24 protein-coding genes and 1 pseudogene are annotated in these 26,633 nt (G+C 41.1%); 10 read left to right on the top strand and 15 right to left on the bottom strand.

Going from position 1 to position 26,633, the window contains the following annotated elements; genetic code table 11:
* Window position 1 precedes the first annotated feature (1 nt).
* Genes NQ550_RS08245 through NQ550_RS08235 form a run of 3 tightly spaced genes read right to left on the bottom strand, consistent with a single transcriptional unit; the run spans window position 2 to window position 2,601 of the window.
* Entirely contained in the window at window positions 2-370 is a 369-nt protein-coding gene (locus tag NQ550_RS08245; RefSeq protein WP_008704467.1) for a biotin/lipoyl-binding carrier protein, read from the bottom strand.
* Between the two features lie 27 nt (window positions 371-397).
* A complete protein-coding gene (locus NQ550_RS08240; protein WP_029676920.1) occupies window positions 398-1,150 on the bottom strand; it encodes an OadG family transporter subunit in 753 nt (250 codons plus the stop codon).
* 14 nt (window positions 1,151-1,164) lie between these two features.
* On the bottom strand, window positions 1,165-2,601 hold the full coding sequence (locus NQ550_RS08235) for an acyl-CoA carboxylase subunit beta (RefSeq protein WP_025578371.1): 1,437 nt from the start codon (window positions 2,599-2,601) through the stop codon (window positions 1,165-1,167).
* Between the two features lie 663 nt (window positions 2,602-3,264).
* On the opposite strand from NQ550_RS08235, the gene NQ550_RS08230 reads away from it, so the two are divergent.
* From NQ550_RS08230 to aroD, 3 genes are all read left to right on the top strand, one after another.
* On the top strand, window positions 3,265-5,262 hold the full coding sequence (locus tag NQ550_RS08230) for an oxidoreductase (protein WP_025578373.1): 1,998 nt from the start codon (window positions 3,265-3,267) through the stop codon (window positions 5,260-5,262).
* Between the two features lie 39 nt (window positions 5,263-5,301).
* A complete protein-coding gene (locus NQ550_RS08225; protein WP_025578375.1) occupies window positions 5,302-6,180 on the top strand; it encodes a shikimate dehydrogenase in 879 nt (292 codons plus the stop codon).
* Between the two features lie 268 nt (window positions 6,181-6,448).
* Window positions 6,449-7,210: a type I 3-dehydroquinate dehydratase gene (aroD, locus tag NQ550_RS08220; RefSeq protein WP_025578377.1), complete on the top strand. Its 762-nt coding sequence runs from the start codon at window positions 6,449-6,451 to the stop codon at window positions 7,208-7,210.
* A 201-nt stretch (window positions 7,211-7,411) separates the two neighbouring features.
* Here aroD and NQ550_RS08215 read toward each other — a convergent pair whose 3' ends face one another.
* The 8 genes from NQ550_RS08215 to NQ550_RS08180 form a co-directional block, all read right to left on the bottom strand.
* Complete coding sequence (locus NQ550_RS08215; protein WP_025578379.1) at window positions 7,412-8,731, bottom strand: L-cysteine desulfidase family protein; 1,320 nt, start codon at window positions 8,729-8,731, stop codon at window positions 7,412-7,414.
* Between the two features lie 70 nt (window positions 8,732-8,801).
* Complete coding sequence (locus NQ550_RS08210; protein ID WP_025578380.1) at window positions 8,802-9,719, bottom strand: aldo/keto reductase; 918 nt, start codon at window positions 9,717-9,719, stop codon at window positions 8,802-8,804.
* 60 nt (window positions 9,720-9,779) lie between these two features.
* Complete coding sequence (locus tag NQ550_RS08205; RefSeq protein ID WP_025578382.1) at window positions 9,780-11,183, bottom strand: Sapep family Mn(2+)-dependent dipeptidase; 1,404 nt, start codon at window positions 11,181-11,183, stop codon at window positions 9,780-9,782.
* Complete coding sequence (locus NQ550_RS08200; RefSeq protein WP_025578384.1) at window positions 11,164-12,711, bottom strand: response regulator transcription factor; 1,548 nt, start codon at window positions 12,709-12,711, stop codon at window positions 11,164-11,166. The genes NQ550_RS08205 and NQ550_RS08200 overlap by 20 nt, the downstream gene beginning before the upstream one ends.
* Window positions 12,712-12,756: 45 nt before the next feature.
* Window positions 12,757-13,602, bottom strand: coding sequence for a carbohydrate ABC transporter permease (locus NQ550_RS08195; protein WP_029676922.1), 846 nt, complete (start codon window positions 13,600-13,602; stop codon window positions 12,757-12,759).
* Window positions 13,602-14,486, bottom strand: coding sequence for a carbohydrate ABC transporter permease (locus NQ550_RS08190; RefSeq protein WP_025578387.1), 885 nt, complete (start codon window positions 14,484-14,486; stop codon window positions 13,602-13,604). Before NQ550_RS08190 ends, NQ550_RS08195 begins: the two co-directional genes overlap by 1 nt.
* A 140-nt stretch (window positions 14,487-14,626) precedes the next feature.
* The gene (locus NQ550_RS08185) at window positions 14,627-15,877 is read right to left on the bottom strand and encodes an ABC transporter substrate-binding protein (protein ID WP_025578388.1); all 1,251 of its coding nucleotides are present in this window, start codon (window positions 15,875-15,877) and stop codon (window positions 14,627-14,629) included.
* 22 nt (window positions 15,878-15,899) lie between these two features.
* Window positions 15,900-16,847, bottom strand: coding sequence for a uroporphyrinogen decarboxylase family protein (locus tag NQ550_RS08180; RefSeq protein ID WP_025578390.1), 948 nt, complete (start codon window positions 16,845-16,847; stop codon window positions 15,900-15,902).
* A 206-nt stretch (window positions 16,848-17,053) separates the two neighbouring features.
* Here NQ550_RS08180 and NQ550_RS08175 point away from each other — a divergent pair, with 206 nt between their 5' ends.
* On the top strand, window positions 17,054-18,895 hold the full coding sequence (locus tag NQ550_RS08175; RefSeq protein ID WP_259839748.1) for a sensor histidine kinase: 1,842 nt from the start codon (window positions 17,054-17,056) through the stop codon (window positions 18,893-18,895).
* Between the two features lie 64 nt (window positions 18,896-18,959).
* Here NQ550_RS08175 and NQ550_RS08170 read toward each other — a convergent pair.
* Both NQ550_RS08170 and NQ550_RS08165 read right to left on the bottom strand, forming a co-directional pair.
* Window positions 18,960-19,774, bottom strand: a pseudogene (locus NQ550_RS08170) (tyrosine-type recombinase/integrase).
* Between the two features lie 87 nt (window positions 19,775-19,861).
* Window positions 19,862-20,092, bottom strand: a complete 231-nt coding sequence (locus tag NQ550_RS08165) for a MerR family transcriptional regulator (RefSeq protein WP_025581166.1) — start codon at window positions 20,090-20,092, stop codon at window positions 19,862-19,864.
* A gap of 815 nt (window positions 20,093-20,907) precedes the next feature.
* On the opposite strand from NQ550_RS08165, the gene NQ550_RS08160 reads away from it, so the two are divergent.
* The 6 genes from NQ550_RS08160 (at window position 20,908) to NQ550_RS08135 (ending at window position 24,597) form a co-directional block, all read left to right on the top strand.
* Window positions 20,908-21,642, top strand: a complete 735-nt coding sequence (locus NQ550_RS08160) for an AAA family ATPase (protein ID WP_226840168.1) — start codon at window positions 20,908-20,910, stop codon at window positions 21,640-21,642.
* Window positions 21,639-22,226, top strand: a complete 588-nt coding sequence (locus tag NQ550_RS08155; protein WP_025581169.1) for a DUF6652 family protein — start codon at window positions 21,639-21,641, stop codon at window positions 22,224-22,226. The genes NQ550_RS08160 and NQ550_RS08155 overlap by 4 nt, the downstream gene beginning before the upstream one ends.
* 74 nt (window positions 22,227-22,300) lie before the next feature.
* The gene (locus NQ550_RS08150; RefSeq protein WP_025581170.1) at window positions 22,301-23,413 is read left to right on the top strand and encodes a hypothetical protein; all 1,113 of its coding nucleotides are present in this window, start codon (window positions 22,301-22,303) and stop codon (window positions 23,411-23,413) included.
* An 80-nt stretch (window positions 23,414-23,493) separates the two neighbouring features.
* On the top strand, window positions 23,494-23,952 hold the full coding sequence (locus NQ550_RS08145) for a hypothetical protein (protein ID WP_004613373.1): 459 nt from the start codon (window positions 23,494-23,496) through the stop codon (window positions 23,950-23,952).
* Between the two features lie 48 nt (window positions 23,953-24,000).
* Window positions 24,001-24,345 (top strand): DUF2185 domain-containing protein, encoded by a 345-nt coding sequence (locus NQ550_RS08140; protein ID WP_025581171.1) that lies wholly within the window; start codon window positions 24,001-24,003, stop codon window positions 24,343-24,345.
* A gap of 27 nt (window positions 24,346-24,372) precedes the next feature.
* Window positions 24,373-24,597, top strand: a complete 225-nt coding sequence (locus NQ550_RS08135; RefSeq protein ID WP_025581172.1) for a hypothetical protein — start codon at window positions 24,373-24,375, stop codon at window positions 24,595-24,597.
* Window positions 24,598-24,767: 170 nt separating this feature from the next.
* Here the strand turns inward: NQ550_RS08135 and NQ550_RS08130 are convergent, their stop codons facing one another.
* Window positions 24,768-26,096: an IS200/IS605 family accessory protein TnpB-related protein gene (locus tag NQ550_RS08130; RefSeq protein WP_259839744.1), complete on the bottom strand. Its 1,329-nt coding sequence runs from the start codon at window positions 26,094-26,096 to the stop codon at window positions 24,768-24,770.
* Window positions 26,097-26,177: 81 nt separating this feature from the next.
* Window positions 26,178-26,504, bottom strand: a complete 327-nt coding sequence (gene tnpA / locus NQ550_RS08125) for an IS200/IS605 family transposase (protein WP_259839742.1) — start codon at window positions 26,502-26,504, stop codon at window positions 26,178-26,180.
* Window positions 26,505-26,633: the final 129 nt, after the last annotated feature.

The following is a 26,633-nucleotide window of genomic DNA, read 5'->3' as shown; positions in this document are numbered from 1 at the left end:
CTTAGTTCATTGTTGCTAAAGTATCTCCGTTTTCTACAGAGGCACCTTCTGCAACATCAATGCTTGCGATAGTACCGTCCTGAGGAGCTACTACAGGGATTTCCATTTTCATGGATTCAAGAATAACTACGCTGTCTCCGGCTTTTACTGCCTGTCCAACGCTTGCTGCTACTTTGACAACTTTACCAGGTACGGAAGCAGTTACTTTTACTGCGCCGGCGCCTGCTGCAGGTGCTGCTGCTTTCGGAGCTGCTGCAGGTGCAGCCTTAGGTGCTGCTTTCGGAGCTGCTGCAGGTGCGGATACGCTTCCTGTTTCTTCAACAGTTACTTCATATGCTGTACCGTTTACTGTAATTGTATAGCTTTTCATTTTAAAATCCTCCTAAATAAATGACAATTATCTTCTATTTCTTTTTACTTTACGGATGGAACGAACTACGAAGCCGTCTGTTGTAGTTCCTTCTGCTGCTGCGATTGCTGCTGCGATAACAGCTACCAGTTCTCCGTCATCTGCAAGGTTCTCTTCTGCCTGTGCAGGTGCTGCTGCGATTGCTGCTGCCTCTGCCTCTTTTGCAGCTTTGGCTGCTTTTGCTTCTGCTGCTTTCTTTGCTTCCTGGTTCGGAATAAATCTGAACAGAGAAATCAGAAGGCTTAATAAAATCAGCATTACGAATACAGTTCCAATACCCATCAAAGTATTAAGACCTGCTCTCTGAAGAGTCTTGCCCATACCATACTGTACATCTACAGACATGGAAGTCGGTGTTCCCTTTGAGTCAAAGACATATACAAAGTTTGCATCTGCTTTCTCAAATTTAAGAGGAACAGTAACTGTGTACTGATCATCTTTGAAAGTTACAGTAGTTTCACCATTGCTGTCCTTCTTTGCGCCAAGTTCATCCTTGGATGTCTGCCAGGACTGCATGGCACTTGTTGTAAAGTCATCTCCTGAACTCATGTAATTCTCGATGTCTTCATCTTTAAGCTGGACAATGGCATCTGTCAGTCCTTCTGCTGTAGTTACCAGTGTGGACTTAACAGTATCATCAACCTTATCTGCGGCAAATACCACAGAGGTGCTGCCGATCACCAGCGCAGCCATTACGAGAAATGTCATGAATACAGAAGTTATTTTTTTGATCATTTTCATATGCGTCACCCCGCTTAGACCGTTCCATGTTTCTTAGACGGACGATCTTCTCTCTTTGTGAACAGCATCTCAAATGCACCGATTACATATTTTCTTGTGTCAGCCGGGCTGATTACAGTGTCAACATAGCCTCTTGCTGCTGCGGAAGCAACACCATTCTGAAGCTCTCTGTACTGAGCAGCTTTCTCATTCAGTTCAGCAGCATCTGCATCTGCATACATGATCTTGGCTGCCAGGGAAGCATCCATCATACCGATCTCTGCGTTATCCCATGCATATACAAGGTCTGCACCGATAGATTTGCTGTTCATTGCCACGTAAGCTGTACCGTAAGCTTTGCCGATGATCACGTTTACCTTCGGAACAGTTGCATCTGCGAATGCAGCTACCAGTTCACCTACGGATTTCGCCATCATCTTCTCGCTGCATAAGGTTGCCATGAAGCCTGTTGCGTTTGTAAGTGTAAGTACCGGAATATCAAAAGCGTCGCAGAATTTCACGAAATCTGCTGCTTTTCTTGCGCCTCTTGCAGAGATGCTTCCGTCAAATGTTTCTGTTTTCTTGCCTTCTGCGTCATATACTTCGCTTCTGTTTGCAACAGCACCTACTGTAGCGCCGTTTAAACGGATAAAGCCTGTAACCATGTCTTTTGCATAGTCTGCTTTTGTCTCGAAGAATTCACCGTTGTCAGCGATCTGGGAAAGTGCGATTGCTGTGTCACCTGCACAGTTTGCAAGATCTGCGCATACGCGGTTAAGATCATCTGTACACTCTGTGTAATTGTCTGTGTCTTCATTATTAGAAGGAAGAAGTGATACTAAGGAACGGATCTGGCCAAGAATCTCATCCTCTGTACCAACGCCATCGATCAGACCTGTCTCTTTGCTCTGGAAATCAGCAGCTGCTGTGTCGCATTTGTCTGTGTTGTTTCCTTCCAGTGCGTTTGGTGTGTTGACGAACATTTTTCCTTTTTTGGATTCCATGAATGTGAAATCTGTCAGGGACGGGATAACTGCCATACCACCGCCGCATGTTCCAAAGATTGCTGTGATCTGTGGGATCACACCGGATGCCAATGTCTGTTTCAGATAAATCTGTCCGAAAGCTTCCAGTGCGTCTGTTGCTTCCTGAAGACGGATACCTGCACAGTCAACAAGTCCGATAACCGGAGCGCCTGTTTTCATGGCAAGATCATAAAGTCTTGTGATCTTCTTTGCATGCATTTCACCAACAGTACCGTTTAATACAGATGCATCCTGGCTGTATACATAAACCAGTTTGTCATCGATCACACCATATCCGGTGATAACACCGTCAGATGGTGCCTTGTTTGCAGTCATGTTGAAATCTGTGGATCTGGCTGTTACACCCTGTCCGATTTCGACAAAACTGTTTGCGTCAAGCAAAGAAGTAATTCTTGTGCCTGCTAAGCTTTGTGTTGCATTACTCATTCTTGTTTGCCCTCCATCTTTATGAGAATATTTAAAAGTTAACCCAAAAATTTAGCCGATTTTAATTTTACCTTTTCCGGCAGAAAATTTCAACATTTATTTGTCATTTTCGTTAAAAATATAGCAGAAAAATTTGTCAGGTTTCTCCAAATTTTGTTTTTTTAAGCATTTCTTCCTATTTAATAGAGGGTATTACGGTTATTTTGTATTGTCCTGTATTTCACCCTCTCCTGTAAGCCAGTGTGTCGACAAATTGATTTCTCGAACAAGCCTGCGTCTGAATTTCTTATTTCTATCCTGCAAGACTGTTTCAAGAATCAACTTGTCGGCACACCAGAGCGTGTTTGAGGTAACTATACCACTCACTTGTCTGCGAATCCGACTGCACAGGTATAAAAGTCTCAGCGCAGCTCGGTGAAAAAATACTATAGCCATACAGGTTCAACAGGATTTTCCCATGATGTGGATGCAGTTGCGAATGCTTTCATTCAGTACGCGGACAGTGCACGGAAAACCATAGATGTTTTTTATTATATAGCACGAATTATCAATTAGATTTATGGATTATCCCGTTATATAATTAACACATCAAAGAAATTCAGGCCACAGCTTAAGCACTGAACAATTATAGATCCAACAGAAAATTTCAGGAGGAAAGACGTAATGAAAAGCAATTACCAGCATATTTTCACACCACTCACAGTAAAAAATATGACTATCAAAAACCGTATCGTTATGATGCCTATGGGAACCAATTACGGGGAACAGAACGGCGAAATGAGTTTTCTTCACATTAATTATTATAAAGAGCGTGCCAAAGGCGGCACAGGTCTGATCATCGTAGAGAATGCAAGCGTAGATTCTCCGCAGGGTTCCAACGGAACTACTCAGCTTCGTATTGACCACGACAACTATCTGCCGCGTCTGTACAAATTCTGTGAAGAGATTCACAAATATGGTACCTGTATTGCGATCCAGATCAACCACGCAGGTGCTTCCGCTGTTTCCGCACGTACAAATATGCAGCCGGTTTCCGCATCTGATGTTCCGTCCAAAGAAGGCGGAGAAATCCCGCGTACGTTATCAGTGGAAGAAATCCATCACATTGTAAAGAAATACGGCGAGGCTGCAAAGAGGGCACAGGCTGCAGGTTTTGACGCAGTAGAGATCCATGCGGGACATTCCTATCTGATCAGCCAGTTCCTCTCTCCTCTTACAAACAAACGTACAGATGAGTTCGGCGGATCTGTGGAAAACAGAACACGTTTCTGCCGTATGGTCATTGAGGAAGTAAGAAAACAGGTTGGACCTTTCTTCCCGATCATGCTCCGTCTCAGCGCAGATGAGCTGATGGAAGGCGGCAATACTCTCGAGGATACTCTTGAATATCTGGAATATATTCAGGATGAAGTTGATATCTTCGATGTTTCCTGCGGTTTAAACGGTTCTATCCAGTATCAGATCGATGCCAACTACATGAAAGACGGATGGCGTTCCTATATGCCTAAAGCTGTCAGAGAGAAATTCGGCAAACCATGTATCTCCATGGGAAATATCCGTAACCCGAAGGTTGCCGAGCAGATCCTCGCTGACGGCGATGCAGACCTGATCGGTATGGGACGTGGTCTTATCGCAGAACCTGCATGGGTAAACAAAGTAGCTACAGGCAGAGAATGTGACCTTCGCAAATGTATCTCCTGTAACATCGGATGTGCAGGAAACAGAATCGGCTTTAACCGTCCGATCCGCTGTACTGTAAACCCAGCTGTTCTGGAAGGTGATGTTTATAAGAATCAGAAAGTGAACAAGAACTGTAACGTTGTAGTAATCGGAGGCGGTACGGCCGGACTGGAAGCTGCCTGTACAGCCGCAGAAGTAGGCTGTAATACCTTCCTTCTGGAAAAAGGTGAGACTCTTGGCGGTCTTGCTTCTGTGATCTCTAAGATTCCTGCAAAGAAGCGTCTGGCTGATTTCCCGAACTATCTGATCCACAGAGCAGCGCAACTTGAGAATCTTTATATCTTTACAAACACAGAGGGAACACCGGAAAATATCCGCAAGTTCCATCCGAACCTGATCGTAAGCTCCACAGGTTCCGCACCACTGCTTCCTCCGATCAAGGGACTTCACGACCGCATTGACAAAGAAGGCAGCAAGATTGCTTCTATCCTGGGAATGATTAATCACATCAATGATTATCCGGAAGACATGACAGGCAAGAAGGTTGTTGTTGTGGGCGGCGGCGCTGTTGGTCTTGATGTTGTGGAATTCTTTGCAGCAAGAAATGCCGAGATTTCTATTGTGGAGATGATGGATCAGATTGGACGTGACCTGGATCCTGTTACAAAGAATGACATGAAGGACCAGATGAAGAAACATCATGTGGCTCAGCTTACAAAGACAGCTCTTCAGGAAGTAAAAGACAGCTCTTTCCTTGTAAAAGATGTAGAAGGTGAACGTGAGCTTCCATTTGACTACGGATTCGTATGTCTTGGTATGAGAGCTCAGGGACAGCCTTTCACAGAGCTTTCCGATGCTTTTGTTTCTGATGATGTTGAGATTCTGAACATCGGAGACAGCAAACGTGCAAGAAGGATCATCGACGGAACTCTGGAAGGAAGAAATATCCTTAATACACTGACTCAGATGGGATACCTTTAATAAAAACCTTTACAACAAAATACGAAAGGGGATATTATAATGGCTGAAAGAATTACCGGACATACTGAATTAATCGGCCTGATGGCTTACCCGATCCGTCACTCCAGCTCTCCTGCAATGCAGAATGAGGCTTTTGCAAAACTCGGGTATGACTACGCTTACCTTGCTTTCGAGGTTGGCGCAGATGAGATTGAGGATGCAGTAAAAGCAATCCGCACTCTGAAAATGAGAGGATCCAATGTTTCCATGCCAAACAAAACTCTGGTTGGAAAATACCTGGATGAGCTTTCTCCTGCAGCAGAATTATGCGGTGCAGTTAACACGATCGTAAACGACAACGGTCATCTAACAGGTCATATCACTGACGGTATTGGATTTATGTCTGCCCTGAAAGATAATGATATTGATGTGATTGGAAAGAAAATGACTATCGTCGGTGCAGGCGGTGCTGCCACTGCTATCGAGATCCAGGCTGCTTTGGACGGCGTTGCCGAGATCACAATCTTTAACCGCAAGGATGAATTCTGGAATCGTGCAGTATCCACAGTAGAGAAGATCAACACAAAGACATCCTGCCATGCAGTTCTTTATGATCTGGCAGACCTTGATAAACTGAAAGCCGAGATGGATGACAGTTTTATCTTTGTCAATGCTACAGGTGTGGGAATGAAACCACTGGAAGGCCAGTCCGTTGTTCCGGACAAGTCTTACTTCCGTCCTGAGCTGATCGTTATTGATGTTCCTTACTCTCCTCTGGAAACAAAAATGCGTTCCATGGCCAAGGAAGTTGGATGTAAGACAATGAATGGTCTGGGAATGATGTTATTCCAGGGTTCCGCTGCATTTGAGTTATGGACAGGCGAACCAATGCCTATCGAACATATGAAAGAGATTCTTCACATCTCCTATGATGACTGATACCTGATGGTATCTTCAGTAAAGATATCTCATATTGTGATGCAGAACAAATCATTTCACTGATCTTTCTGCACATAATATTTGATATATACCGCTTTTCGGCGTACTGCAGGAGATGTACTGATATATTACTCCGCGCAGAATGTACATATCCTGCAGTTTGCTTCAAAAAGCTGTTGATCATGCGGTTATGTTACGGTTATTCTTATAACAGTTCCATAATAATCCAGAACTACTATAATACAACAGAAAATATGAGGATAAACAGATGAACACAGTTCAGGTAAAAAACACTGTGATCGGCGAGGGCAGACCTAAGATCTGCGTTCCCATCGTAGGAAAAGCAAAAACAGACATTCTCGAAGAAGCCAAAAAGATCACTACTCTTCCTGTTGATGTAGTTGAGTGGCGTGTAGACTGGTTTGATGATGTCTTTGCTACTGAGAAAGTATTAGAAACCGCTAAAGAGCTTCAGGAAGTTTTAAAAGACATTCCTGTTCTCCTTACATTCCGTACTTCCAAAGAAGGCGGTGAGAAAGAAATTTCTGCAAATGACTATGCTGCTTTAAATATTGCAGCTGCTCAGAGCGGTTATGTAGATTTAATTGATGTAGAAGCATTTACAGGTGATGATATTGTAAAAACGATCATTGACGCTGCTCACGAGGCAGGTGTGAAGGTAATTGCTTCCAACCATGATTTCTTTAAGACTCCTGAGAAGGAGGAGATTATCAGACGTCTTCGTATGATGCAGGATTTCGGTGCTGATATTCCCAAAATGGCTGTTATGCCGACCTGCAAACAGGATGTTCTTACGCTCCTCTCTGCTACTCTGGAAATGTCTGAGAAATATGCAGACCGCCCAATCATTACCATGTCCATGGCAGGAACAGGCGTTGTAAGTCGCCTGACAGGTGAGACATTTGGCTCCGCTCTCACCTTCGGCGCTGCTTCCAAAGCTTCTGCTCCGGGACAGGTCGGTGTGCATGAATTAAAACAGGTGCTGGATATCATTCACAGCAGCCTGTGATCTGTTGATGAATGATGTGATATCGGATGCTATTTTGCCCATAGCTTCTGATATCATTCATATCCGGCAGCAGATGATTGTTATCCCATGAGATATATGACAATAAATATTTACTCAAAAAATACTCCTTAAAACTTCATGCTGAAAATTTCCATGACAAAGGACCTGTCGAAAACCTGACAGGTTCTTTGCTTTTATTCTTTATACTTTTTTCTGATTGATCATCAAATTCAGGATTGTAACATCTGTATCTTTCATTCCAACTCTTCCTACATATCCCATATTTCGGATTGTATCCTCAACATTATCACGTACCAATCCTTCCCCTGCCTGAAAACAATGATCTGCATCCTCCAGAGCGTATGCCATAATTGCTGCATCTACTGCTGAAGCGATTTTGGCAGCACATGAAGACTTAGCTCCATCACATACAATGCCACTTGTATTTGCAAGAGCATTTGTGATTGTTTTAGATATTGCATTGTAATCACCCCCGTTTAACCAGGATATGGCAGCTCCTGCTCCACATGCGGCACTTACCGCTCCACAGTAAGCTGACAGACTTCCAATATAAGTTTTCTGATGAATCGCTACTAAGTTGCTTACAACCAGTGCCCGATACATTTTCTCTTTAGGAACTTTAAGTTCTCTGGCATATTCGATGACTGGCAAAGAACAGGTCATTCCCTGATTTCCGCTCCCGGAATTAATAACTACCGGCATAGAGCATCCATTCATTCTTGCATCAGATCCAGCCGCCGCCTTTGCTCTGGCACGTACTTTGACATCATCACCATATGCTCGAAGCAAGGTACGTCCAACTTCTGCTCCGTAATGATTACGCAGGCCTTCTTCGGAAATTGCTGTATTCATAGCAATTTGGCGTCCTATAACCTCCTCTATCTCTTTTATATCCACAATTTCTGCAAACTCCAGAATATCTGCTACATTCAGCAAGTCTCTTTTATCCTGGTTTTTCTCTGTTTTTTTCTGCTGAAAGCCCTTCTTTTCCAACAGTATCTCATCGTCTTTTTTGATCAGGACAATATTCGTATGTTTATTTTCTATAACCACAACTGCTCTATGTCCATTTTGCGTAAGTTCTGCACGGATATAAAGATTCTCTACTCCTTCTTCAAGATAACATGTACAGAATTGTGCTTCAAGAAGTTTTGCTGTCTGAATGCGTTCAGCTTCTGTAATTCCCTCCAGTACTTCCAGTTTCCGTTCTGCCTGACCCCCAACCATTCCAAGAACTGCAGCAGCTTCAATACCTCTCATTCCTCCTGAATTTGGTACTGTAACACTTTTTACATTTTTTATTATATTTCCACTGCAATAAAGATTTAAATGTCCATCATATTTTTTATTTCCATCATCATCTGTTTTTATCACTTTTTCCAGCACAGAAGCTGCTGTTGCAGTTGCATATGCAATTGCAATAGGTTCCGTACATCCCAGAGCAGGAACAAGTTCTTCTCTGAGAATCTCCAGATAACTCTCATACACTTTTTTTTCCATGAATGCGCGCTCTCTTCTCCTAACTGTCAAGCAAAGTTCTTTACCATCTGATTCAGATGATATGTTTTTCTTACGGCAGCATTTTTCCTGCTGCAAGATAAATTTCATACCATTCTTCACGGCTCAGAACAATATCGGATGCTCTACTTATATCCTGAATTCTTTTCAGATTTGTACTTCCTACAATTGTCTGGATTCCTGCGGGATGACGCATAATCCATGCAACTGCGATTGCATTCTGTGTTACCCCATATTTCTCTGCCAGACGATCTAACACTTTATTCAGTTCCGGAAATTTCTCGTTTCCAATAAATATTCCCTCAAACATTCCATACTGGAACGGAGACCATGCCTGCAATGTCATTTTCTTCAGTCTTGCATACTCGATAATACCACCATCACGATCACATCCTGCATCATTATGGATGTTTACATTTAGTCCTGCATCAATCGTTGGACAGTGAGCCGCTGAAAACTGTATCTGATCAATACAGATTTTTCCACCACAGTATTGATTTAGTAATTCAATCTGCATCGGATTGTGATTGCTTACACCAAATGCTTTTACTTTTCCGCTTTTTTCCAGAATTTCAAATGCTTCTGCTACCTCTTCCGGCTCCATCAACGCATCCGGACGATGAAGAAGTAATATATCTACATAATCTGTTTTTAAACGTTTCAGACTTCCATCTACAGAATTCAGAATATATTCTTTTGAAAAATCATAACAGATACCCGGACGTATGGCACATTTTGTCTGAATCACCATCTTTTCACGCAACTGAGGTGTCAGCGCATTTCCAAATACTGTTTCGGCTTCTCCGCCTGCATAAATATCTGCATGATCAAAAAAATTAATTCCACACTCCAGTGCTCCTTCAGTCAGACTTCTTACCGCTTTTTCATCAGATAAACCTGTAATTCTCATGCATCCAATTCCAATTCTTGATACATTGTCTATTTTGTCACTAATCTGAAACATTTTCATTTTGTATCCTCCTGTATTATACTTAATTTTATTATACTTAATTTATGTATTTCTCTTTAGTTAACGTATTTCTTTTATTCTTTTGTCCAGTTTTTTAAGTGCAAAAACATATATTTTCACTGCATTCTTCAGATTTTCAAACAATTCTGCTTCATCCGCACAATGACAGTTTCCATGTCCTTTTGGAAGTCCGAGCCTGTCTAGATTTCGCTCCTGTCCAGGGCCAAATGCCACTGCATTGGGAATTTTCCTCGCATAAGTTCCTCCTCCCATAACAAATGGTCTGCCTTCAAGACCTGTAACCTCCCTCCATGCTTCCATCAGAGTCTGTATGAAAGGCTGTTCCGGATTCATATAATATGGTCTGCTGTCTTCAATACCAATGATGTGAATTCCTGATTTAGCAGCTTCTGTTTGCAGCTTCGGAAGAAAATCTTCTGTTTTTTTAGTAACTGGATAACGGATGTCAATCACTATTCTTAAATGTCCTTCGTGCAGAAATGCCTGACCTATATTGCATGTCAGTCTACCAGAACATTCATCAGAACAACAAATTTCTGTTTTTTCCCCATAACCGCCTTCTGAAACTCTCTCCACAAATTCTAATGCTCTTTTTGTCTGTTCAGGAAAATTTTGCATTTTCAACTTTCCACAAAGTATACCTATTGCATTTTGAGTTCCATCCGGAAAAGCTGCATGTCCACTGATTCCCACTGCTGTTTCTTCGCTCTTTTGTCCTATTTTGTTCTCCGCAACCGCATGAGCAAAAGACGGCACGCTGTTAGGCGCAGTCCCTCCGTCAAATTCCCGAATCCCCTCTACTGCACTAACAGTTTCCATCAACACAATACAATGTCCTTTTTCTCCGCAACATACGGGAAATCCACAATCAGCAACAAAAGAATATTCCGGTGCTTTTTTGTATTTCAGATAATATTCTACATCTGTCATACCGCTTTCTTCCTGACATCCAAGAATCTGCCTTACTTTAATATTATTCAGAATTTCTTTTTCCCTACAATATTTCATTGCATATAAAACAGCAACTGCGGGACCTTTATTATCCTGTACTCCACGCCCAATTAAATAGCCATCCTTTTCTGTACACGTATAAGGCGGATATATCCATCCTTTTCCTTCCGGAACTACGTCCAGATGATTCCATATTCCAATCTCAACATTCCCTTTGCCTGTAGCAATAGTCAGACAGTGTCCGTCTATATCTTCTGTCTCCATCTGTTCTCTCAATCCAAATGCTCGCATCTGTTCCAGTGCTTCCCTGCATTTTTTTCCATATGGTGCCCCCGGAATTGCTTCCTGCTGATCAGCAATACTCGGGATTCTGATCAATGCTGCAATATCTTCTCGCATCTGATCTTCCTGTCTGGAGATCCATTGTTCTAATAATTCCATATCCGGCTGCGGCTTATTTTCTTCATTCCATTCAACTTTCCCTGGATTCATTTTCACTTCCTCCATTTTTCAGAAATATTCGGTATTTCTTTGGTGTCATTCCTGTTTCCTGTCGGAAAATACGTATAAATTGTGAGGTATCGTTATAACCCGACATCAATGCAACATCTGTTACGGACCATCTCGCATCTGCCAGAAATTCCTTAGCATGACAAATCCGAATCATTCGCAGAAATGCAGAAAAACTAATTCCTTTCTTCTCAGCAAATAAGTGGCTGATATAACTCTGATTCATGAAAAATACATTTTCCGCAAGATTCCGGATTGTAATGTCCATATTATAGTTATTGACTGCATATTCGCTCATCTTCTCCACAATGTCCATTCCCGTATTTGTCAACTCATCTGATTGTCTCTGCGGCTGCATATGACAAATATTTTCCGCAATCCTCCTGAGATAGCTTTCAATCTCCAAAACAGAATCAAACTTCAGAAAACTTTCTGACAGATTATCTAATTCTTTATCATGATTTTCCATTCGAATCGTCCTTCGGTATATAAGGATAATCTGCGAATACAGAAGTTCCATACATTCTATTCGAATTGGGAGAACTTTCTCAATATCTTTAAAAAGTTTATCCAGCGTTGTCCCTGTTTTGCTTTCATCCCCTTCCTTTAGATATTGTTCCAGTTCTCTTTCTATTTCTTTTTCAAGGTAATATTCTGAAAAATCTTCCTGTTTTATTTCCTTCGCAAAAATCAGAGATTCCCTTTTATAAATTCTGCTCTTTATCGCGGTAACCGCTTCTCTAAAAGCATCCAAAACAGAAGCATTTGCACCATACACATTACTGATTCCTATCTTAACCTGGGAATCCTCTTTCTCCAGCAGTTTTCTGATACGTCTCCAGAAAAACAGCATATCTCCCTCCGGTCTTACAAGCAATACCCACATATTCGGTTTCAATTCTACAAACCGAATCTTCGTCAGCATGATACTTCCGCAGCTTTCTTCCAATTCCGTAAGAAAGATTTCCTGTCTGGGCTTATCACGAAGAAACAGAAAAACACCTAGCTGATATTGCGGAAACACTCTTTCAAACATATTTTTCTCTATAAAACCGGAATATTTTGATTCCTGAATGCTGTTCAAAATATATTGTGTTGCCATATCTTTTCTGGATAGCATAGCTTCTTTTCGTTCTATTTTATGCTGAGTGACAAACTTATTCAGACATTCTGTCAGAGCCGTATCATCAATTGGTTTCAGTAAATAATCTGAAGCTCCATTTACAATTGCACTGCGAGCATATTCAAAATCAGAGTAAGCACTCAGAATAATTACTTTTATTTTTAATTCATTATTGCGGATCTCCTGAAGAAGCTGTATCCCATCCATTTTAGGCATACGAATATCTGTCAAGACAAGTTCTGGTTTATATTTTTCGCAAAATTCCCAGCCTTCCTCTCCATTAGATGCCTCCGATATCTCAAAAAGTCCATCCTGATCATATTTTTTGATTTGTCTTATCATGGCTTTTCTTGCATAAAATTCATCTTCTACAACCAGCACCTTCACTTTTCATGATTCTCCTTTCGCCCGCAATATACTACTTCTACAGGATCAACCTTTTACAGATCCTGCTGTCAGTCCTTTGACTATGTATTTCTGTCCCATACAATAAATGATCAACATAGGCAACATAGCAAGTAAGTATGCCGTAAACGCCATTGTATAGTTAAAAGAATATTCTGTCTTAAAATTATACTGAAAAAGAGGAAGCGTCCAAATAGCCTGTGAACGGTTTAAAATTAGTAAAGGGAGCATAAAGTCATTCCAGATCCACAAAGTATCCATGATCAGCAACGTAGAAATCATAGGCTTTACCAGAGGAAGTACTATTTTTACATATGTCTGAAATACACTGCAACCGTCAATCTGTGCAGACTCCTCAATTTCGTAAGGAAGACCTCTGATATAATTTACAAACAGAAATACTCCCTGCGTCAGGCCAAATGCCGCATACAGAATAATCAGTCCCGCATGATTAAGCATATTTAACTTTGACATCATTTTGGTTACAGGCAACAATACTACCTGCGACGGAACAAATAACCCCATCATAATATAAAAATAAATTGTTTTGTAATACTTCCGGTTAAAGTTTCTTGCAATAGAATAAGAAACAGACGGAACAAAAATCAAAATCAAAATGATGGATATTACTGTTATTTTAAATGAATTTTTCAAAAAAATCCAGTAATTACTGTTAGTAAACAATTCAATATAATTTTCCAGATTCAGTTTTGAAGGAAGCGCAAAGAAATTTTTTCCGGCCTCCTCCAATGTTTTAAATGAGTTGATCAGCACCATCCAAAGAGGGCATAAAATCAGGAGTAATCCACCGATCAAAATAATATTTCTAAAAAAAAGCCATACTCTTTCGTCATTTCCTGCTTTTATCTTCATCAGTCCGTCCCTCCTTTACTTGTCAGTTTCAACTGCGTAAGTGAGAATATCGCAACAATCACAAATAATATACATGCTTCTGCATTTGCCATGGAAAATCGCATATTTTTAAACGCATCATTATATATCAGAATTCCTATTACTTCTGTTGCCCGGACAGGTCCACCTCCGGTAAGTGCGTACGGAAAATCAAATGAGGTAAATCCCTGTTTAATTGTAAGTATAAGATTTACTGTTACTGTTGGAAGCAAATAAGGAAATGTAACATACCTGAAACGCTGAAAAGCTGTGGCACCATCAATTTTGGCAGATTCATACTGCTCTTCTGGAATCTGCTGCAAACCGGCTATAAAGATTACCGTTGGCATCGCAACCGCCTGCCATATCTGTACAAATACAACTGCAGGCAACGCCGTATCTCCAGACATCAGAACGCTGTTAGATAACCAGGAAATTCCCAGTGCTTTCCCGATTACCGGAATCACTCGATAATAAATCTGATCCCAGATCAGTGCAATTGTAACACCACCAATCATTGCTGGAACAAAATACACGGATTTTACTAATGTCTTAAACTTTTTCAGTGAATTCAGTGAAATTGACAAAATCAGTGATGTTACAATTACCCCAATCACCAGCAATACACTGTAAATCACCGTTGTTTTTATAGCATTCCAAAAGTTCGGATTTTTGAGCAATATCTTATAATTCTTCCACCCGATAAAATTCATTTTCTGAGCCATTCCATCCCAGTCTGTAAAACTGTATCGAATACCATTGATTACAGATACCACGTAAAAAAATGTATAAAGCACTACCGGTATCAGTGTAAACAGAAAAAACGTCACTCTGCCCGATAACTTTTTTCTTTTTGTATTATTCATATAGCACTCCTCTTAAAAGGCTTTGTTTATTATTATCAAATCCAGGTTCAAAAAAAGATTGCTGCCAATGAATCATTATTCTTACGCAGCAATCTTTTTTTGAACGTATACGGTTTTTCTACATTGAGCCGTTTAATATTTTACTGTGCGCTTGAAATTTCAATTGATACATCCATGTCTTTCATAACGGCATCTACATCTTTATTTGCCCAGAATCCCTGCACTACATTATAAAGATCAGTAGTTACATTGTTATCAATTGTAGACGCCATCCAGTCATGTGTTTTTCCGGCATTAATCATATCTACCATAGGTTTTATTCCATCATCATTGCTTGTAACACCTGTGATACAGGATGGTGCACCGTCATTATCGCAGAATATCTGTGCATTTTCAGGATCAGCAAGATAAGAAAGGAATCTATATGCTGCATCTTTTTCCTTATCACTTGCCTGTGCAGATACACAAATTGCAGCATCAATACCGGATAAGCACTTAGTATCATCATAAGAATCATTTGGAAGTGGGAATACACCAATTTCCAGATTCGGGTTAATAGACTGGATAGTTCCTCTCGCATAAGAACCTGTAATCGTCATTGCATATTCACCATTTACAAAATTTTCGTAACATGTTGTATCAGAAAGTGCCAGTGCATCTTCATTCGCATAGGAAAGAAGTGTGTTCATCTTTTCAAATACATTTTTAAATTCTTCGTCTCCTTCAATTTTTGCCTCTCCGGAAACAACTTTTCCGATAGTTTCCACACCATCCGGTGCCCATGCAACAGTTGCTGCCTGGAACAGATGTCCTACACGCGCCGGATCTTTTCCATGCATTCCAACAGGAGTAATTCCTGCCTCTTTTAACTTATCACATACTGCAGTAAACTCTTCCCATGTAGTCGGGATTTCTAATCCATTATCTTCAAAGGTCTTTTTGTTATAGTAAACTCCAATATAGTTTCGGCTGTAAGGAAGCGCATAATATCCACCATCTTCCTGTTTTGTCATTTCCAGTGCGGATTCATTGACGTTTTTTAGGAAATCCTGATCAGAAAGATCCTGTACATATCCATTGGCAACTTTCTGTTTAAACTGTGTCTGTGTTGGATAATCGGAAAAAATCACCGGAATATCACCAGAAGAAATTCTGGATGTAAGAACTGTTCCTGCATCCGGAACTGTATTCATTTCAATCTCTATATCTGAATTTTCTTTATTGAACTTATCAATAATCTCCTTATATCCCTTTTGAGGTCCTTCTTCTCCCTTCTGCTGAAAGAATTCAATTTTTAATGGTTCATCTGCCATTGCTGCTGTTGCAGGTAACATACATGCTGTCATTGCCATTGTTGCACAAAGTAATGCTGCCAAACTCTTCTTACCCATAATATAATTCTCCTTTTACTTTTTATTTCTTGTATGCATGTGCCGCTTCCACTGCTGTTTTAATCAGATCAAGGCTGATATTTTCGCCCTGAATCGTACAGTCAGCTCCAATCATAATTCCTTTTGTTCCAAACGCGTCCAAAATTCCTTTTACTTCTTCTCGGATTGCATCTTCAGAGCCATTCAATACATTACCCTTATTATTCATTCCACCAAGAATCGCGCTGCTGTAAAGTTTACGTCCCTGCTCCAGACTGAAATGATTATCTTTCACTGACCAATTAATCAAATCAGCCGGATAATTCTTAAACCATTCTACATGTGTTTCAAACTGATATTCCGGTTCACCACAAATATGAAGAATATTATATTTCTCTGGCATTTCCTCTGCTACTTTTAAAATCTGAAGATCATATGGGCGCACAAGTTCTTCCCATTCATTTTTTTCAAATCTTCCGATTTCACCAAACTGTGCAGAATAATATATGCCATCTGCTCCTGCCTCCAGATATCCCTTTGTCCACTCTTCCAATGCATCTGCAATAATCTTAACACCAGCCACAACTGCCTCTGGAGCTTCTTTACTGTATTTCATCAGAACATCATCACCAAAAATCATAGATGCAGCTTTAAAAGGTCCAAACATTGTCTGGAAGATCAAAACATCTTTACCTGCTTCTTTTCTTATTCCTCTTATGATCTCTGCCATTTTTGCAAATTCTTCAGAGTCTGTTCCTTTTACCTGGATATGGTACCAGTCATCCGCGCAGGTTATCTTTCCAGAAATCGGATATGGGTAATCCTGCATAATTTTAATAATATCCATATCTGTAGTTCTGAATAATTTCATATGCTCATCAATCATCTGCTGCACTGTATAATCTGATTTATAATGAAACCAGAATCCAGCCGGAATCATATCCACCTGCTCTTTTTTCATTACTGCCAGTACACGCTCTTTCTTTGTCATCTTTCTCTAACCTCCTGAATTTTCTACTGTCTTCTGCTTTGCAAAGTTCCCTGACCGTTAAAAACAGTATAATAAACTTCTTTTCAAAAAAATAGAAAGATTGTTTTATAAAAATAGAAAATTTCTTAGGATATTTTCTATTTTTTCCAAAAAATACATGCTATAATTCTTTAAAAATATTCTATCACAAATATCTGGAGGTTTTTATGAAAAAAATACATCAATTGTCTTTTCGTATGCAGATTTTTCTGTCATCACTTATTCTCGTTATTTTTCCAACGGTTCTTCTAAGCACAATAAATGCCATTTCAAAAACCAGTACAATCACTTCAGAATATAATACTTCTACTGCAGCAACACTGACGCAAATGAACCAGTCTCTTGATACACTTCTTGAAAATGCACTAAAAATAGCGGATACTCCTCTTCTCAACGATGACGCACGCAAAGCCATGATAACTAATTACGAAAAAGATTATCTGTCATATGCTCAGGATTTCAATGTTTTTCGAAATTTAATGCGCCAGACAAATCAATTGAACAGTTCTATGCTTACCGTCTATTTTCAAAATAGATACGGTTACTCTTTTGAATATAATGTAAAGACAGCGCAGCAGCGTCATACAATTGAATCTAATATGGAAAAATGGAAAAAAATAGCTGAAACTTCTAAAAACCGGACATATTTTGCACCTCTGCAGACAGATTCCAGTACCGGACACAGTATTCTTCCAATGGTCAAAATTTTACTGGATAGATACGATTACCGGGAAACAGGACTATGTTATGCAGAAATAGATTTTACTCCAATTATGGAAATCCTATCTTCATCCTGTGAAACACAAAATACACTTTTAATCTATAATGCAGATAACAAACTTACATGCACAATTAATCTTGCATCTTTTTCAGAAGCAGATATATCTTCCTCTGTTTTGTCCAAACTTGAAGACTTCAGCAATACTCTAACTTCACAGGATGCAATCGGTCAAAGTACTCTTAAGACATCTCTGGGGCAGTTTGTAATTAATGGATGCATTAATAATACTACCCAGTGGCATATTGTTCAGATCATAAGCAACGAAAAAATCGCTCATACTTTTCATGACACTATCATCAGTTACCTGGGAATTTTCCTGTTCTGCGCATTGCTTGGACTTATCCTGGCAATTTTCCTGTCCAGAATACTTACCCGTCCGGTTTCCAATCTATGTCATGAAATCGATATTCTGGATCCTTCCGATGGAACACAGATTGATCTGAAATCCTGCGGTTCCAACCAGGAATTGCGCAAACTGATTGACAGCTTTAACGGAATGAGCCAGCGTCTCTTTCTGAGCCTGAAACAAAATTATGAAATTCAGATTGCCGAACAACAAATGCGGGTTCAAATGCTGCAATTTCAGATAAATCATCATTTTCTTCATAATACTTTAAATGTTATCAAGTCACTTGCTGAAATTCATGATGTACCTGAAATCGAAACCATTGCTACTTGTATGTCTGAACTTGTACGGTATAATCTGGAAAAATTTCCTGTTGCAACTCTTCAGGAAGAACTCCAGCAGGTTCAGCGCTATATGACTATCCAGAACATACGCTTTCCCGGAAAATTCTGCTATGATATTAATGTCCCGCCTGAATTCCTGCAGATGAATCTTCCTGTATTTTTGTTCCAGCCACTTGTAGAAAACAGTGTGGAACATGGTTTTTCTAATAAAGAAAATGAATGTTATATCAGTATTTCCTGTCAACTTGAAAACGAATTACTTCATTTCCTGGTTGCTGATAACGGAAGTGGAATGTCTCAGGAACAATTAAAAACTTTTCAGTGTTCCGGCAAAACTTCTCCAAAAGGGCATCACTCTATTGGACTTGCAAATGTAAATCAAAGGTTACACAGTTATTATGGAGAGGAATATGGACTTTTGGTAGAAAGTATACCTGGCGAAGGTACTATTATTGATATTGTACTGCCTTCCTCAGCCATTAATATAGAGCCTTCCTTTTTCCAACCTGAATTATCCAAAACTATCTCTTTATCTTAGAATCCTTCACAAACAAAGAGCGAGACATCCTTGCCTCGCTCCTGCTTTATTTCCTATTTTATTATTACTGTGCTGCGTCCCAGCTTGCAAACGCGCAGCTCATTGATCTGACCAGCTCATCCGGCCTGTTATACTTAACCTTTGCATAGATGTCCATGGTAATCTTGCTGCTTTCATGGCCTGCCAGGTATTGAACCGTTTTGGGATCTACCGACGCATGAATAAGGTTGGTGATGTAAGTATGCCGCAACTGATGGGGTGTTACCTCAACGTCCAGGCTGTAAACCACTTTTCCGTTATGAGCGGCCTTTTCTCCCAAGACAGGTGTGACAGTATACTTTACTCTTTTTCCATCTTCATACCGATAATAGCTCCGTTCCTTGACCGTTCTCGTAACAATATACTGCCACAGCCGCTTAAACTGCGTATAGGACAGCGGTTCGCCATCCCGGTTTGAAACTACATATTCCGAAGTCGAAGTTTCCTTTGCTGCTTTCAAGCACTCGGCCAAACAAACAGGGAGGGGGATATTTCTCTCCGCAGCCTTGGTTTTCAATTCATCCGTTTATCTCCCAATTCCGCTATAATATGCCGCCTGACCTTTGAGGTGTAATCCGTCAAAGTAGTAGCTCGTACATGAACCGACTGCATCAGCAGCCACTTTTCACAATACTCTGCAACTGTGGGCGTTTTCCGATGAAAAGTGGCATTCTCAATCTGTTCCAATGCAAGCGTTTCTTTGTTATATAGTTCTTCAGGTGTTTTTGCGTAGAGAGCTATGAGCTTTCCATTCGCATCTTTGATTCTGGTCCTATAATATAGGACACCTCTTTTCATAACTGTGCCATATTGGGGAAGCATTATTTTTCTATTTGCCAATTCCTCCACCTCCTAAGAATAGTCTCCAGCGCTGTACCTTTGTTTTATCAGACACTACTCCTGATTCCATCAAGAATACGGACCGGCTCACGATCTTCCGCTCCGAGGCTTACGGTAAGTTGTGCTTCTCTCAACAGGCTTTGCCCTGTGCGTACATTTTGCGATATACTCCTGGAGACCCGCCGCAGTAAAATACACACAGCTATTCTGAACATACTGCACATAAGAGATCAAGCCGTTGTTACGGGCGGCATCCAGCGTTGCGATGCTGATTCCTAAGATTTCAGCAGCTTCTTTTCGTGTAATGAGTTTTTCCATAGTCCATATTCCCTCCAATCTGTCAAGGTTATCGTCGTGCTTTCAAAATCAGATACCATGCGCTGGCAGCCGTAACTGCCAGCGCATGGTATCTGATTTTGAATAAAAAACGACCAACAAAGAAATCAATCGCTTCCTATTTTAATATGACTCAATTCTCGTCACATTTGCCACGCAACCCTGACGATGGGAACATAGCAGGTCTCCGCTGGCGCGGTTGTCATAACTCCGCAGCGTCGTTTTACTCGTGCGCCGCAGGGTTCCCCCCAAGTCTTTAGGAGGCCGTGAGGAAGTATCTTTAAGCCCCCGTGCAGTCCTCGCGCCGAATCTGCCACCATCCGTTTTGTGAAATCGTAGATCGCTCCAAAACAGCTTTGTTCATCACCTCCCTGTCTGCTCTATCTTCGCGGCGTTCCACACTCGCTCGTACACGGGTTATGTACCTGTTATGCTGTCTATGAAATTGTAGCAAAGTGCTGTTGAAGGGGGAAAACTTGTCCTTCTTATTAACACTGACAAAAAGAGCAAAAAACAGACGCTTCAAACAAAATTTTATCAAAATATTTTTGTTATAAGATGCAAAATAAGAACTCATCCAGTTTTATCTCCACTCTGATTAGTAGTACAATCTAAGAAAGAACGAAAATAGTTTTTATCTAAATTTATTCATAATTTGTTTACAATCAAATTCCTAGCCATACAGCAGAAAAATGATGACGAAAGATCATGCAAATGCTATAATGTTTGCATATAGATATGACAATTTGACCATATCGGAATCTTTATTCAAACAGATGATTGGAGATATTGCTATTATGAGAAATCCATGGCCAATTTTCAGCATTGCGGCTCTCTCTGGAGCTGCATGCCTGATTTATGATCACTTTTTTTCTTACGAGACTATGTGGATTGCTGTTGTAGTGTTTCTTGCGCTGCTTGCTCTATGCTTTTTCGCATATTGCAAATATGAACACTGGCTGGCAAAGAAATTGAACCCCTATGTGGTGTCATATCAAAGCGACCATAATCTTGAGAATTTGAAACAGGGATTGGATCGCTGGCGTCCCTGGGCATTCAGCAAACATTCCAAAAACATCATTACAGCGAACTGGTTCTCCGCTCTGCTGGACCAACAGCGCTGGACAGAAGCGGAAGAAACTTTGGAGCAGTTTTTGCATCGAGCAAAAAATACGCAGGATAAAATAGGGTATCACCTGCTTCGGGGAGATTACGCAAGGGCGATCGGAAATACCAAATTAGAGGAACAGGAACGACTTATAAGCGAACAGCTAAAAACCAAGCTTGGAAACAAAAAGGGAGAATCAAGAGTACTCGCAAGCGCCAAAGAGAGTAAATATGCTTTCTTTTGCTGGCTCTCTTTCAGCGTTGGTCTGGCACTGTTCGGAATCATCAGCAATATCTCCACCGGGGACTCAATCCTTGGATCGTTTGGAGCCGGAGTTTTTATTTTGGGCTTGTTCTCGTTCCCAGTCTGCTTGATCTGGCTGATTCTCTGGTTGATCCGGCGCAGAAAGGAGGTTGTTAAATGACTTATATCCTCCCGGTACTCTATGTAATTGTGTCTTATACATTCTTCCTTTTGGCAGGCTGTTTTGACAATGCAATCAAATTGCAGATAGTATTGATCCTTCTGCCCTTTATCATGGGAATCGTCAATTTGATTGTTGTGCTGACCGTAGGAAGAAAGTGGTCTAGAAAGACATTGCTGAACTGCACTTTGATCATCAAGTATGGACTGATCCCGTTCTTCCTGATCGGAGGGAGCATCACCGTATATGTAACGCTGATGGCATTCTTCCCATTGCCGCTGATGGCGTTGTTTGGACTGGTAACCATTGTTTTTTTGATTTTTGGATACGGGATTCTATTAGGGGCAGCTCCCTATGCTATCGCTTATCTGATAAAGTCATACAAAGACGGCATTCATCCGAAATGGTTGGCGGTTTTAGCTGGAATCTGCCAGTTTTTCTTTTCCTTTGATGTACTTGCAATGATGGTTCTGACATTAAAGGAGCGGCACAGGGTCAAAACGACGATTGCCGTTTTCTGTGCAATGTGTCTTGCTCTCCTGCTTATCGTACTCTATGTGGTCATGACGCTGATCGGAGCATAATCGACCTTTATATAGGATATGAGTTGTTCATACATAAAACAAATTTGATAGAATCGCAGAAAGGATTTACACTTATGAAAAAACAATGGATTGCTTTACTAACAGGATGTGTGCTGGTATGCAGTATGCTGGCCGGATGCGGCTCAAAACCTCAGACATCAGCTCCGGCAGCTGCGGGCAGCGATAAAGGCTATACGGATGAGGCCATTCTGTCTCAGCTGAAAAATGACGGGACACCTGAGTTCATACTGGATGGCACTTACTACACACTTCCTTTGGAAACTTCCCAGCTGATACAAGCCGGCTGGAGTTTGGAAACGGAAGAATATGATGCAGCAGAGGTTTCTCTGCAACCCGGCGAGCGTATTTATGGGGAACTTTCCAAAGACGATCAGGAAATAGATGTTGCAATCGTAAATGCCGGGACAGAGCCATGCAAGCCTGCTGAGGGCGGAACGGTGGTAGAACTGGAATACTCTGCCGATAAGGATCAACAAAATCCTGATTTCTTTGTAACGCTCAATGGGATCAACTGTGCGATGTCCAACGCAGCTTTACAAAAGGCGCTGGAAGGTGTAGACGGATATGAACTGAATTCCGCAGGAAATATCGACATCAATCGTACTGTTGATGATGATGAAATTGCTGTTTATAAAGTCATTCTGGATGATGACTACACAGCAATCACGCTTGCTTCGGACAATGTTTTTGAATACAAGGATTATCAGCCGCAAGAGGTAAAAGAACAGGCATCTAATGAAAAGATTGCCGCTTACAAGGATACTACAAAAGCCGAGATGGAGCCGTATGCTCAGGATTTCAATGCGATCATCGAGGGATATGAAGAAAATATGGCCGTTGGATTTTACAGTGAAGGTACTATTTGGGGCGAAGAAGTCGGTGAATATAAATCTATTGCCGGAACGCCGCTCGCTTCGGATGTGTCTCTCTACATCTCAGAGGATACAACCGGCCAGCTCTACTGTATTGCTAACCAGATTTTGAATGAAGATGGTACTGTAAGCACTGCCATTGAGCTTGAGGAAGGCGATCAGGTCAAGGTTTGGGGTTATGCTTCACAGTATCTGGAATTGCAGGAAGGTCTGAAAATCGTCGTGGTTCAGCCTGGTATCATTGAACGCAACGGCGAACTGGTGATCCTGGACAAAAATTTGAAAGTAGACTAATGCTTTTGAACGCCGGGTGCATATATCAAAGGATTGCATCCGGCGTTCTCAACTTAAAACAATAATCAGGAGGAACAATTATGCTTACAATGAATGAAAAAGATAAAAATGAAATGCTGGAAGCCATTTTGAACGAAAACGAAGCCTATCAGTGCAAGTTATGGGCAGTCATCATGGCCGGGGCTGATACCTATGCACTGATTGGAGGACTTTCTACACTGACGGGGGGCGCTGCCGCTGCATTGGGCGCACTGAGCAATGCTTACTGCTATCTGGGAGTTACCGAGCAACACCTGAATATGGTCATTGTAAATTCCGTTAATGTCTCCAAAATTGAAAACCGGCTTTCTCTGCCCCTAAGCAGCATAACAAAGGCAGAAGTCAAGGGTGGACTGCTGCCCGGAAGAAAAGTCGTAATGCTGCATTTTGGAAAAGAGAAAATGAAAATTTCTTTGATGAACAATGCGATTGGCTCTGATATTCAGGGGCAGAAAGAAAATGTTGAGATGTTCTGCCAGATTGTTTCCAAACTCGGATAATAGAGCGGATTATATCAATGCCTTATAAACACGGAGGAGGTAACGCTAATGGGATTTTTCAAAAAGAAAAATAAACAAATTACTTTTATTGAAAATGCTGGCGGAATGATTATCACGAAATCAATTTATGAGGGAACTTCTAAGCTGAAATGGTTTTTTAGAGAGGAAAGTGTAAATCCTTCTGATAATGGCTGGCGGGCAATCGGGGATAATGATACACAGGAATACTTAAATAACCCGGAAAATTCCATAGTTGTAGACTTTAATACCCTTGCAAACATTGAGCCGACAGTTTTGGCTGTATATGATATGCCGGTAGGTACGGATTTGGAATTCTGTTTTGACAATACTAGAAGATATTTTATCGACACGAATACCGGAAAACGGATATAACAGTGATTTTATAGGAAAACGACGAAGATGGAGAAACGAAAACTTTCAGGAAAAACAATTTTGAAGCTGGTAGGGGCACTTTTGGCTTTGGCTTATTTGGGATTTTGCCTCTATGCAGGTATTACCGGGAAATTTCCGAATATGCACAAAGCCGAGCATGTGATGCGTTTCGGTGACCTTAAAAACTGGGTGTCCGGCGGAATATCGGCTGTGATGATTTTTGCCCTGTGCATTACTTCTACTGTGAATTAAAAACTTTATCCTCACACGACTGAAGTCGCGTGCTTCCAGACGCTTTAGGCGTCAGACTAAATATCGGCGGATACGCCTGTAACTTAGGCCAGCGCAGTTATGCGCATTTTTCCATGCCAGATATGGCAGGTTCCCACATTGCAGGTAGTCCGCTGTATATCTGCCTGCATTTATGCTGCCTTTAAGATTTCCATTTGTAAATGAAGTTCTTTCAGATCTGCATAAACACATGAGGTTCTACGCTTTACCGAAGGGACTTTTGCCTCCAGCAAAGACCTTTCCGTTACCGGAAGGGGTTTTAAAAGTTCTCTGATAAAATATCTTGCTCCGATATTATACGATGCCGACAGGTCACAGCTATATCTTTTTCCTGTCTGGAATACACAAAGACTGTGATTTTTCGGGTCACGGGACACACTTCCTGAGCCATCGTATGCAAGACTGCTCGTATTCCATGCGCAGACTCTGGATACCCGCATTCCTTTTCTGTGTGCCTGATGCTCACAGCGTTTCTGGATATCCCGTTTTCTCCACAGATGCAGTTTCTGTTTTTTCTTTCCGGATATCTTTCCCTGCATTTCCAGATACTCGAATACGATCACATCTGCATGGTTCTCTTCTGCATTTTTTACGATCGCACCTGCAATTTTTCTTCCCAGCTCTATGTTCAGACGTTTCGTATATGCCCACCTTCCCCGTGACTGCGCAGAGCTGTGTTCCCTCTGGAATCTTCGGATCCGGCCCAGTGTGCGGTACATCCGGTCTTTTTCACTGGGATGATCGATAAATTTTCTCCCCAGGACAGTTCCGTCTGCCCGCATAATGGTACAGACCGCATCGGTATTGATTCCCAGGTCCACACTACAGATGATCTGTTCTTTTACCGGTGTCTTCGTAAGTGTCACTTCTTCCGTATAAGAAAAACGCAGGAAATATTTATGGTGCCTTTTCTCCAGTGTCGGGGCTGATGCCTTTTTCCCCGACCAGTTCCTGCGCAGATATTCCATATCTGTGTGATTTAAACGCACACAAAACCATTTCCAGTCATGACCATCATACAGTTTCAGGTATGCTTCGTCTTTTCCTTCTTTTTCCTCTCTGTACATGACATCACGATAAAAAACAGGCATGGCATGATTCTCATACGCCAGTCTGGGTTTCCCTGCTTTTTCTCCTGACTTTTCCCACAGATCCATCCGTGTTTCGTAAGAAGATACACTTCCCAATGCATGCTGGATTGCGGCTCGCCTCAGGTAGGACGGCATCTTCGGAAAGCGAAGATCAAAATCAAAGCGTGCAGGATTCTTTTTTGTAGTATGCACCAGATGCTCTGCAGCATTAAACCGCCTTTTGGCATCCGGTATCTCTGCCAGTTCTTCCCACACCTGCTCATATATTTCTGTCAGGTAACAGACCGCAGACCGGTAGATTTCCAGTGTCTGGCGGACTGGGATATTCTGTTTTCGTAATTCTACGCCATAGCTGGATACGGTCTGCATCTCTTTTCCTCCAACAAATCATTTCTTCTGTCAGGCTTTTTTCTTTTCTTTTTCCTTTTGTCCTTCGATGTAGGCAAGCACCTAGTCTCTGCTCCTGTCACTGACCGTTATGGCACAGTAAGACGGATTCCACAGATGCCCACCCCACAGTTCCTTTTTTAACTCCGGATACGCAAGAAACATCTGGCGTGCATGATTTCCTTTCATGATCTTGATCATATCTGAAATATAAAACTGAGGTTTACAGTCCACAAGCAGATGGATATGATCCGGCATCACCTCCATTGCCAGGATCTGAAATTTATATTCTTCTGCAAGATTCTGTAACATTTCTTTGCATTCTGTATCGATTCCGTTTTTTAAAACCTTTGTTCTGTATTTTGTACACCAGACAAGATGATACTGCAAGGAAGGTTAAATGTATTTTTTAATTCTACCTTGCAAGAGTAAATTCTATACCTGTAGAAATTACTTCTGCATGGATTTTTCCTTCTTCTTTTTATAAAATACTACTGCAGATGATCCCCTGCCTGTGCA

Origin of the sequence: Blautia wexlerae DSM 19850, assembly GCF_025148125.1 — a bacterium.
Taxonomy (GTDB): Bacteria; Bacillota; Clostridia; order Lachnospirales; family Lachnospiraceae; genus Blautia_A; species Blautia_A wexlerae.
The sequence above is the reverse complement of the archived record's forward strand: the minus strand, read 5'-3'. Positions and strand labels throughout refer to the sequence as shown.

Bases quoted from the DNA above. Each gene is read 5' to 3' on its own strand.
- NQ550_RS08135 (WP_025581172.1), top strand. From the start codon at position 24,373: ATGGAGAAACGAAAACTTTCAGGAAAAACAATTTTGAAGCTGGTAGGG.
- NQ550_RS08210 (WP_025578380.1), bottom strand. From the start codon at position 9,719: ATGAAAATGTTTCAGATTAGTGACAAAATAGACAATGTATCAAGAATT.
- NQ550_RS08165 (WP_025581166.1), bottom strand. From the start codon at position 20,092: ATGGAAAAACTCATTACACGAAAAGAAGCTGCTGAAATCTTAGGAATC.
- NQ550_RS08225 (WP_025578375.1), top strand. From the start codon at position 5,302: ATGGCTGAAAGAATTACCGGACATACTGAATTAATCGGCCTGATGGCT.
- NQ550_RS08130 (WP_259839744.1), bottom strand. From the start codon at position 26,096: ATGCAGACCGTATCCAGCTATGGCGTAGAATTACGAAAACAGAATATC.
- NQ550_RS08240 (WP_029676920.1), bottom strand. From the start codon at position 1,150: ATGAAAATGATCAAAAAAATAACTTCTGTATTCATGACATTTCTCGTA.
- NQ550_RS08180 (WP_025578390.1), bottom strand. From the start codon at position 16,847: ATGACAAAGAAAGAGCGTGTACTGGCAGTAATGAAAAAAGAGCAGGTG.
- NQ550_RS08215 (WP_025578379.1), bottom strand. From the start codon at position 8,731: ATGGAAAAAAAAGTGTATGAGAGTTATCTGGAGATTCTCAGAGAAGAA.
- NQ550_RS08205 (WP_025578382.1), bottom strand. From the start codon at position 11,183: ATGAATCCAGGGAAAGTTGAATGGAATGAAGAAAATAAGCCGCAGCCG.
- NQ550_RS08160 (WP_226840168.1), top strand. From the start codon at position 20,908: ATGAGAAATCCATGGCCAATTTTCAGCATTGCGGCTCTCTCTGGAGCT.
- NQ550_RS08155 (WP_025581169.1), top strand. From the start codon at position 21,639: ATGACTTATATCCTCCCGGTACTCTATGTAATTGTGTCTTATACATTC.
- NQ550_RS08145 (WP_004613373.1), top strand. From the start codon at position 23,494: ATGCTTACAATGAATGAAAAAGATAAAAATGAAATGCTGGAAGCCATT.
- NQ550_RS08175 (WP_259839748.1), top strand. From the start codon at position 17,054: ATGAAAAAAATACATCAATTGTCTTTTCGTATGCAGATTTTTCTGTCA.
- aroD (WP_025578377.1), top strand. From the start codon at position 6,449: ATGAACACAGTTCAGGTAAAAAACACTGTGATCGGCGAGGGCAGACCT.
- NQ550_RS08140 (WP_025581171.1), top strand. From the start codon at position 24,001: ATGGGATTTTTCAAAAAGAAAAATAAACAAATTACTTTTATTGAAAAT.
- NQ550_RS08245 (WP_008704467.1), bottom strand. From the start codon at position 370: ATGAAAAGCTATACAATTACAGTAAACGGTACAGCATATGAAGTAACT.
- NQ550_RS08235 (WP_025578371.1), bottom strand. From the start codon at position 2,601: ATGAGTAATGCAACACAAAGCTTAGCAGGCACAAGAATTACTTCTTTG.
- NQ550_RS08185 (WP_025578388.1), bottom strand. From the start codon at position 15,877: ATGGGTAAGAAGAGTTTGGCAGCATTACTTTGTGCAACAATGGCAATG.
- NQ550_RS08195 (WP_029676922.1), bottom strand. From the start codon at position 13,602: ATGAAGATAAAAGCAGGAAATGACGAAAGAGTATGGCTTTTTTTTAGA.
- NQ550_RS08230 (WP_025578373.1), top strand. From the start codon at position 3,265: ATGAAAAGCAATTACCAGCATATTTTCACACCACTCACAGTAAAAAAT.
- NQ550_RS08150 (WP_025581170.1), top strand. From the start codon at position 22,301: ATGAAAAAACAATGGATTGCTTTACTAACAGGATGTGTGCTGGTATGC.
- NQ550_RS08190 (WP_025578387.1), bottom strand. From the start codon at position 14,486: ATGAATAATACAAAAAGAAAAAAGTTATCGGGCAGAGTGACGTTTTTT.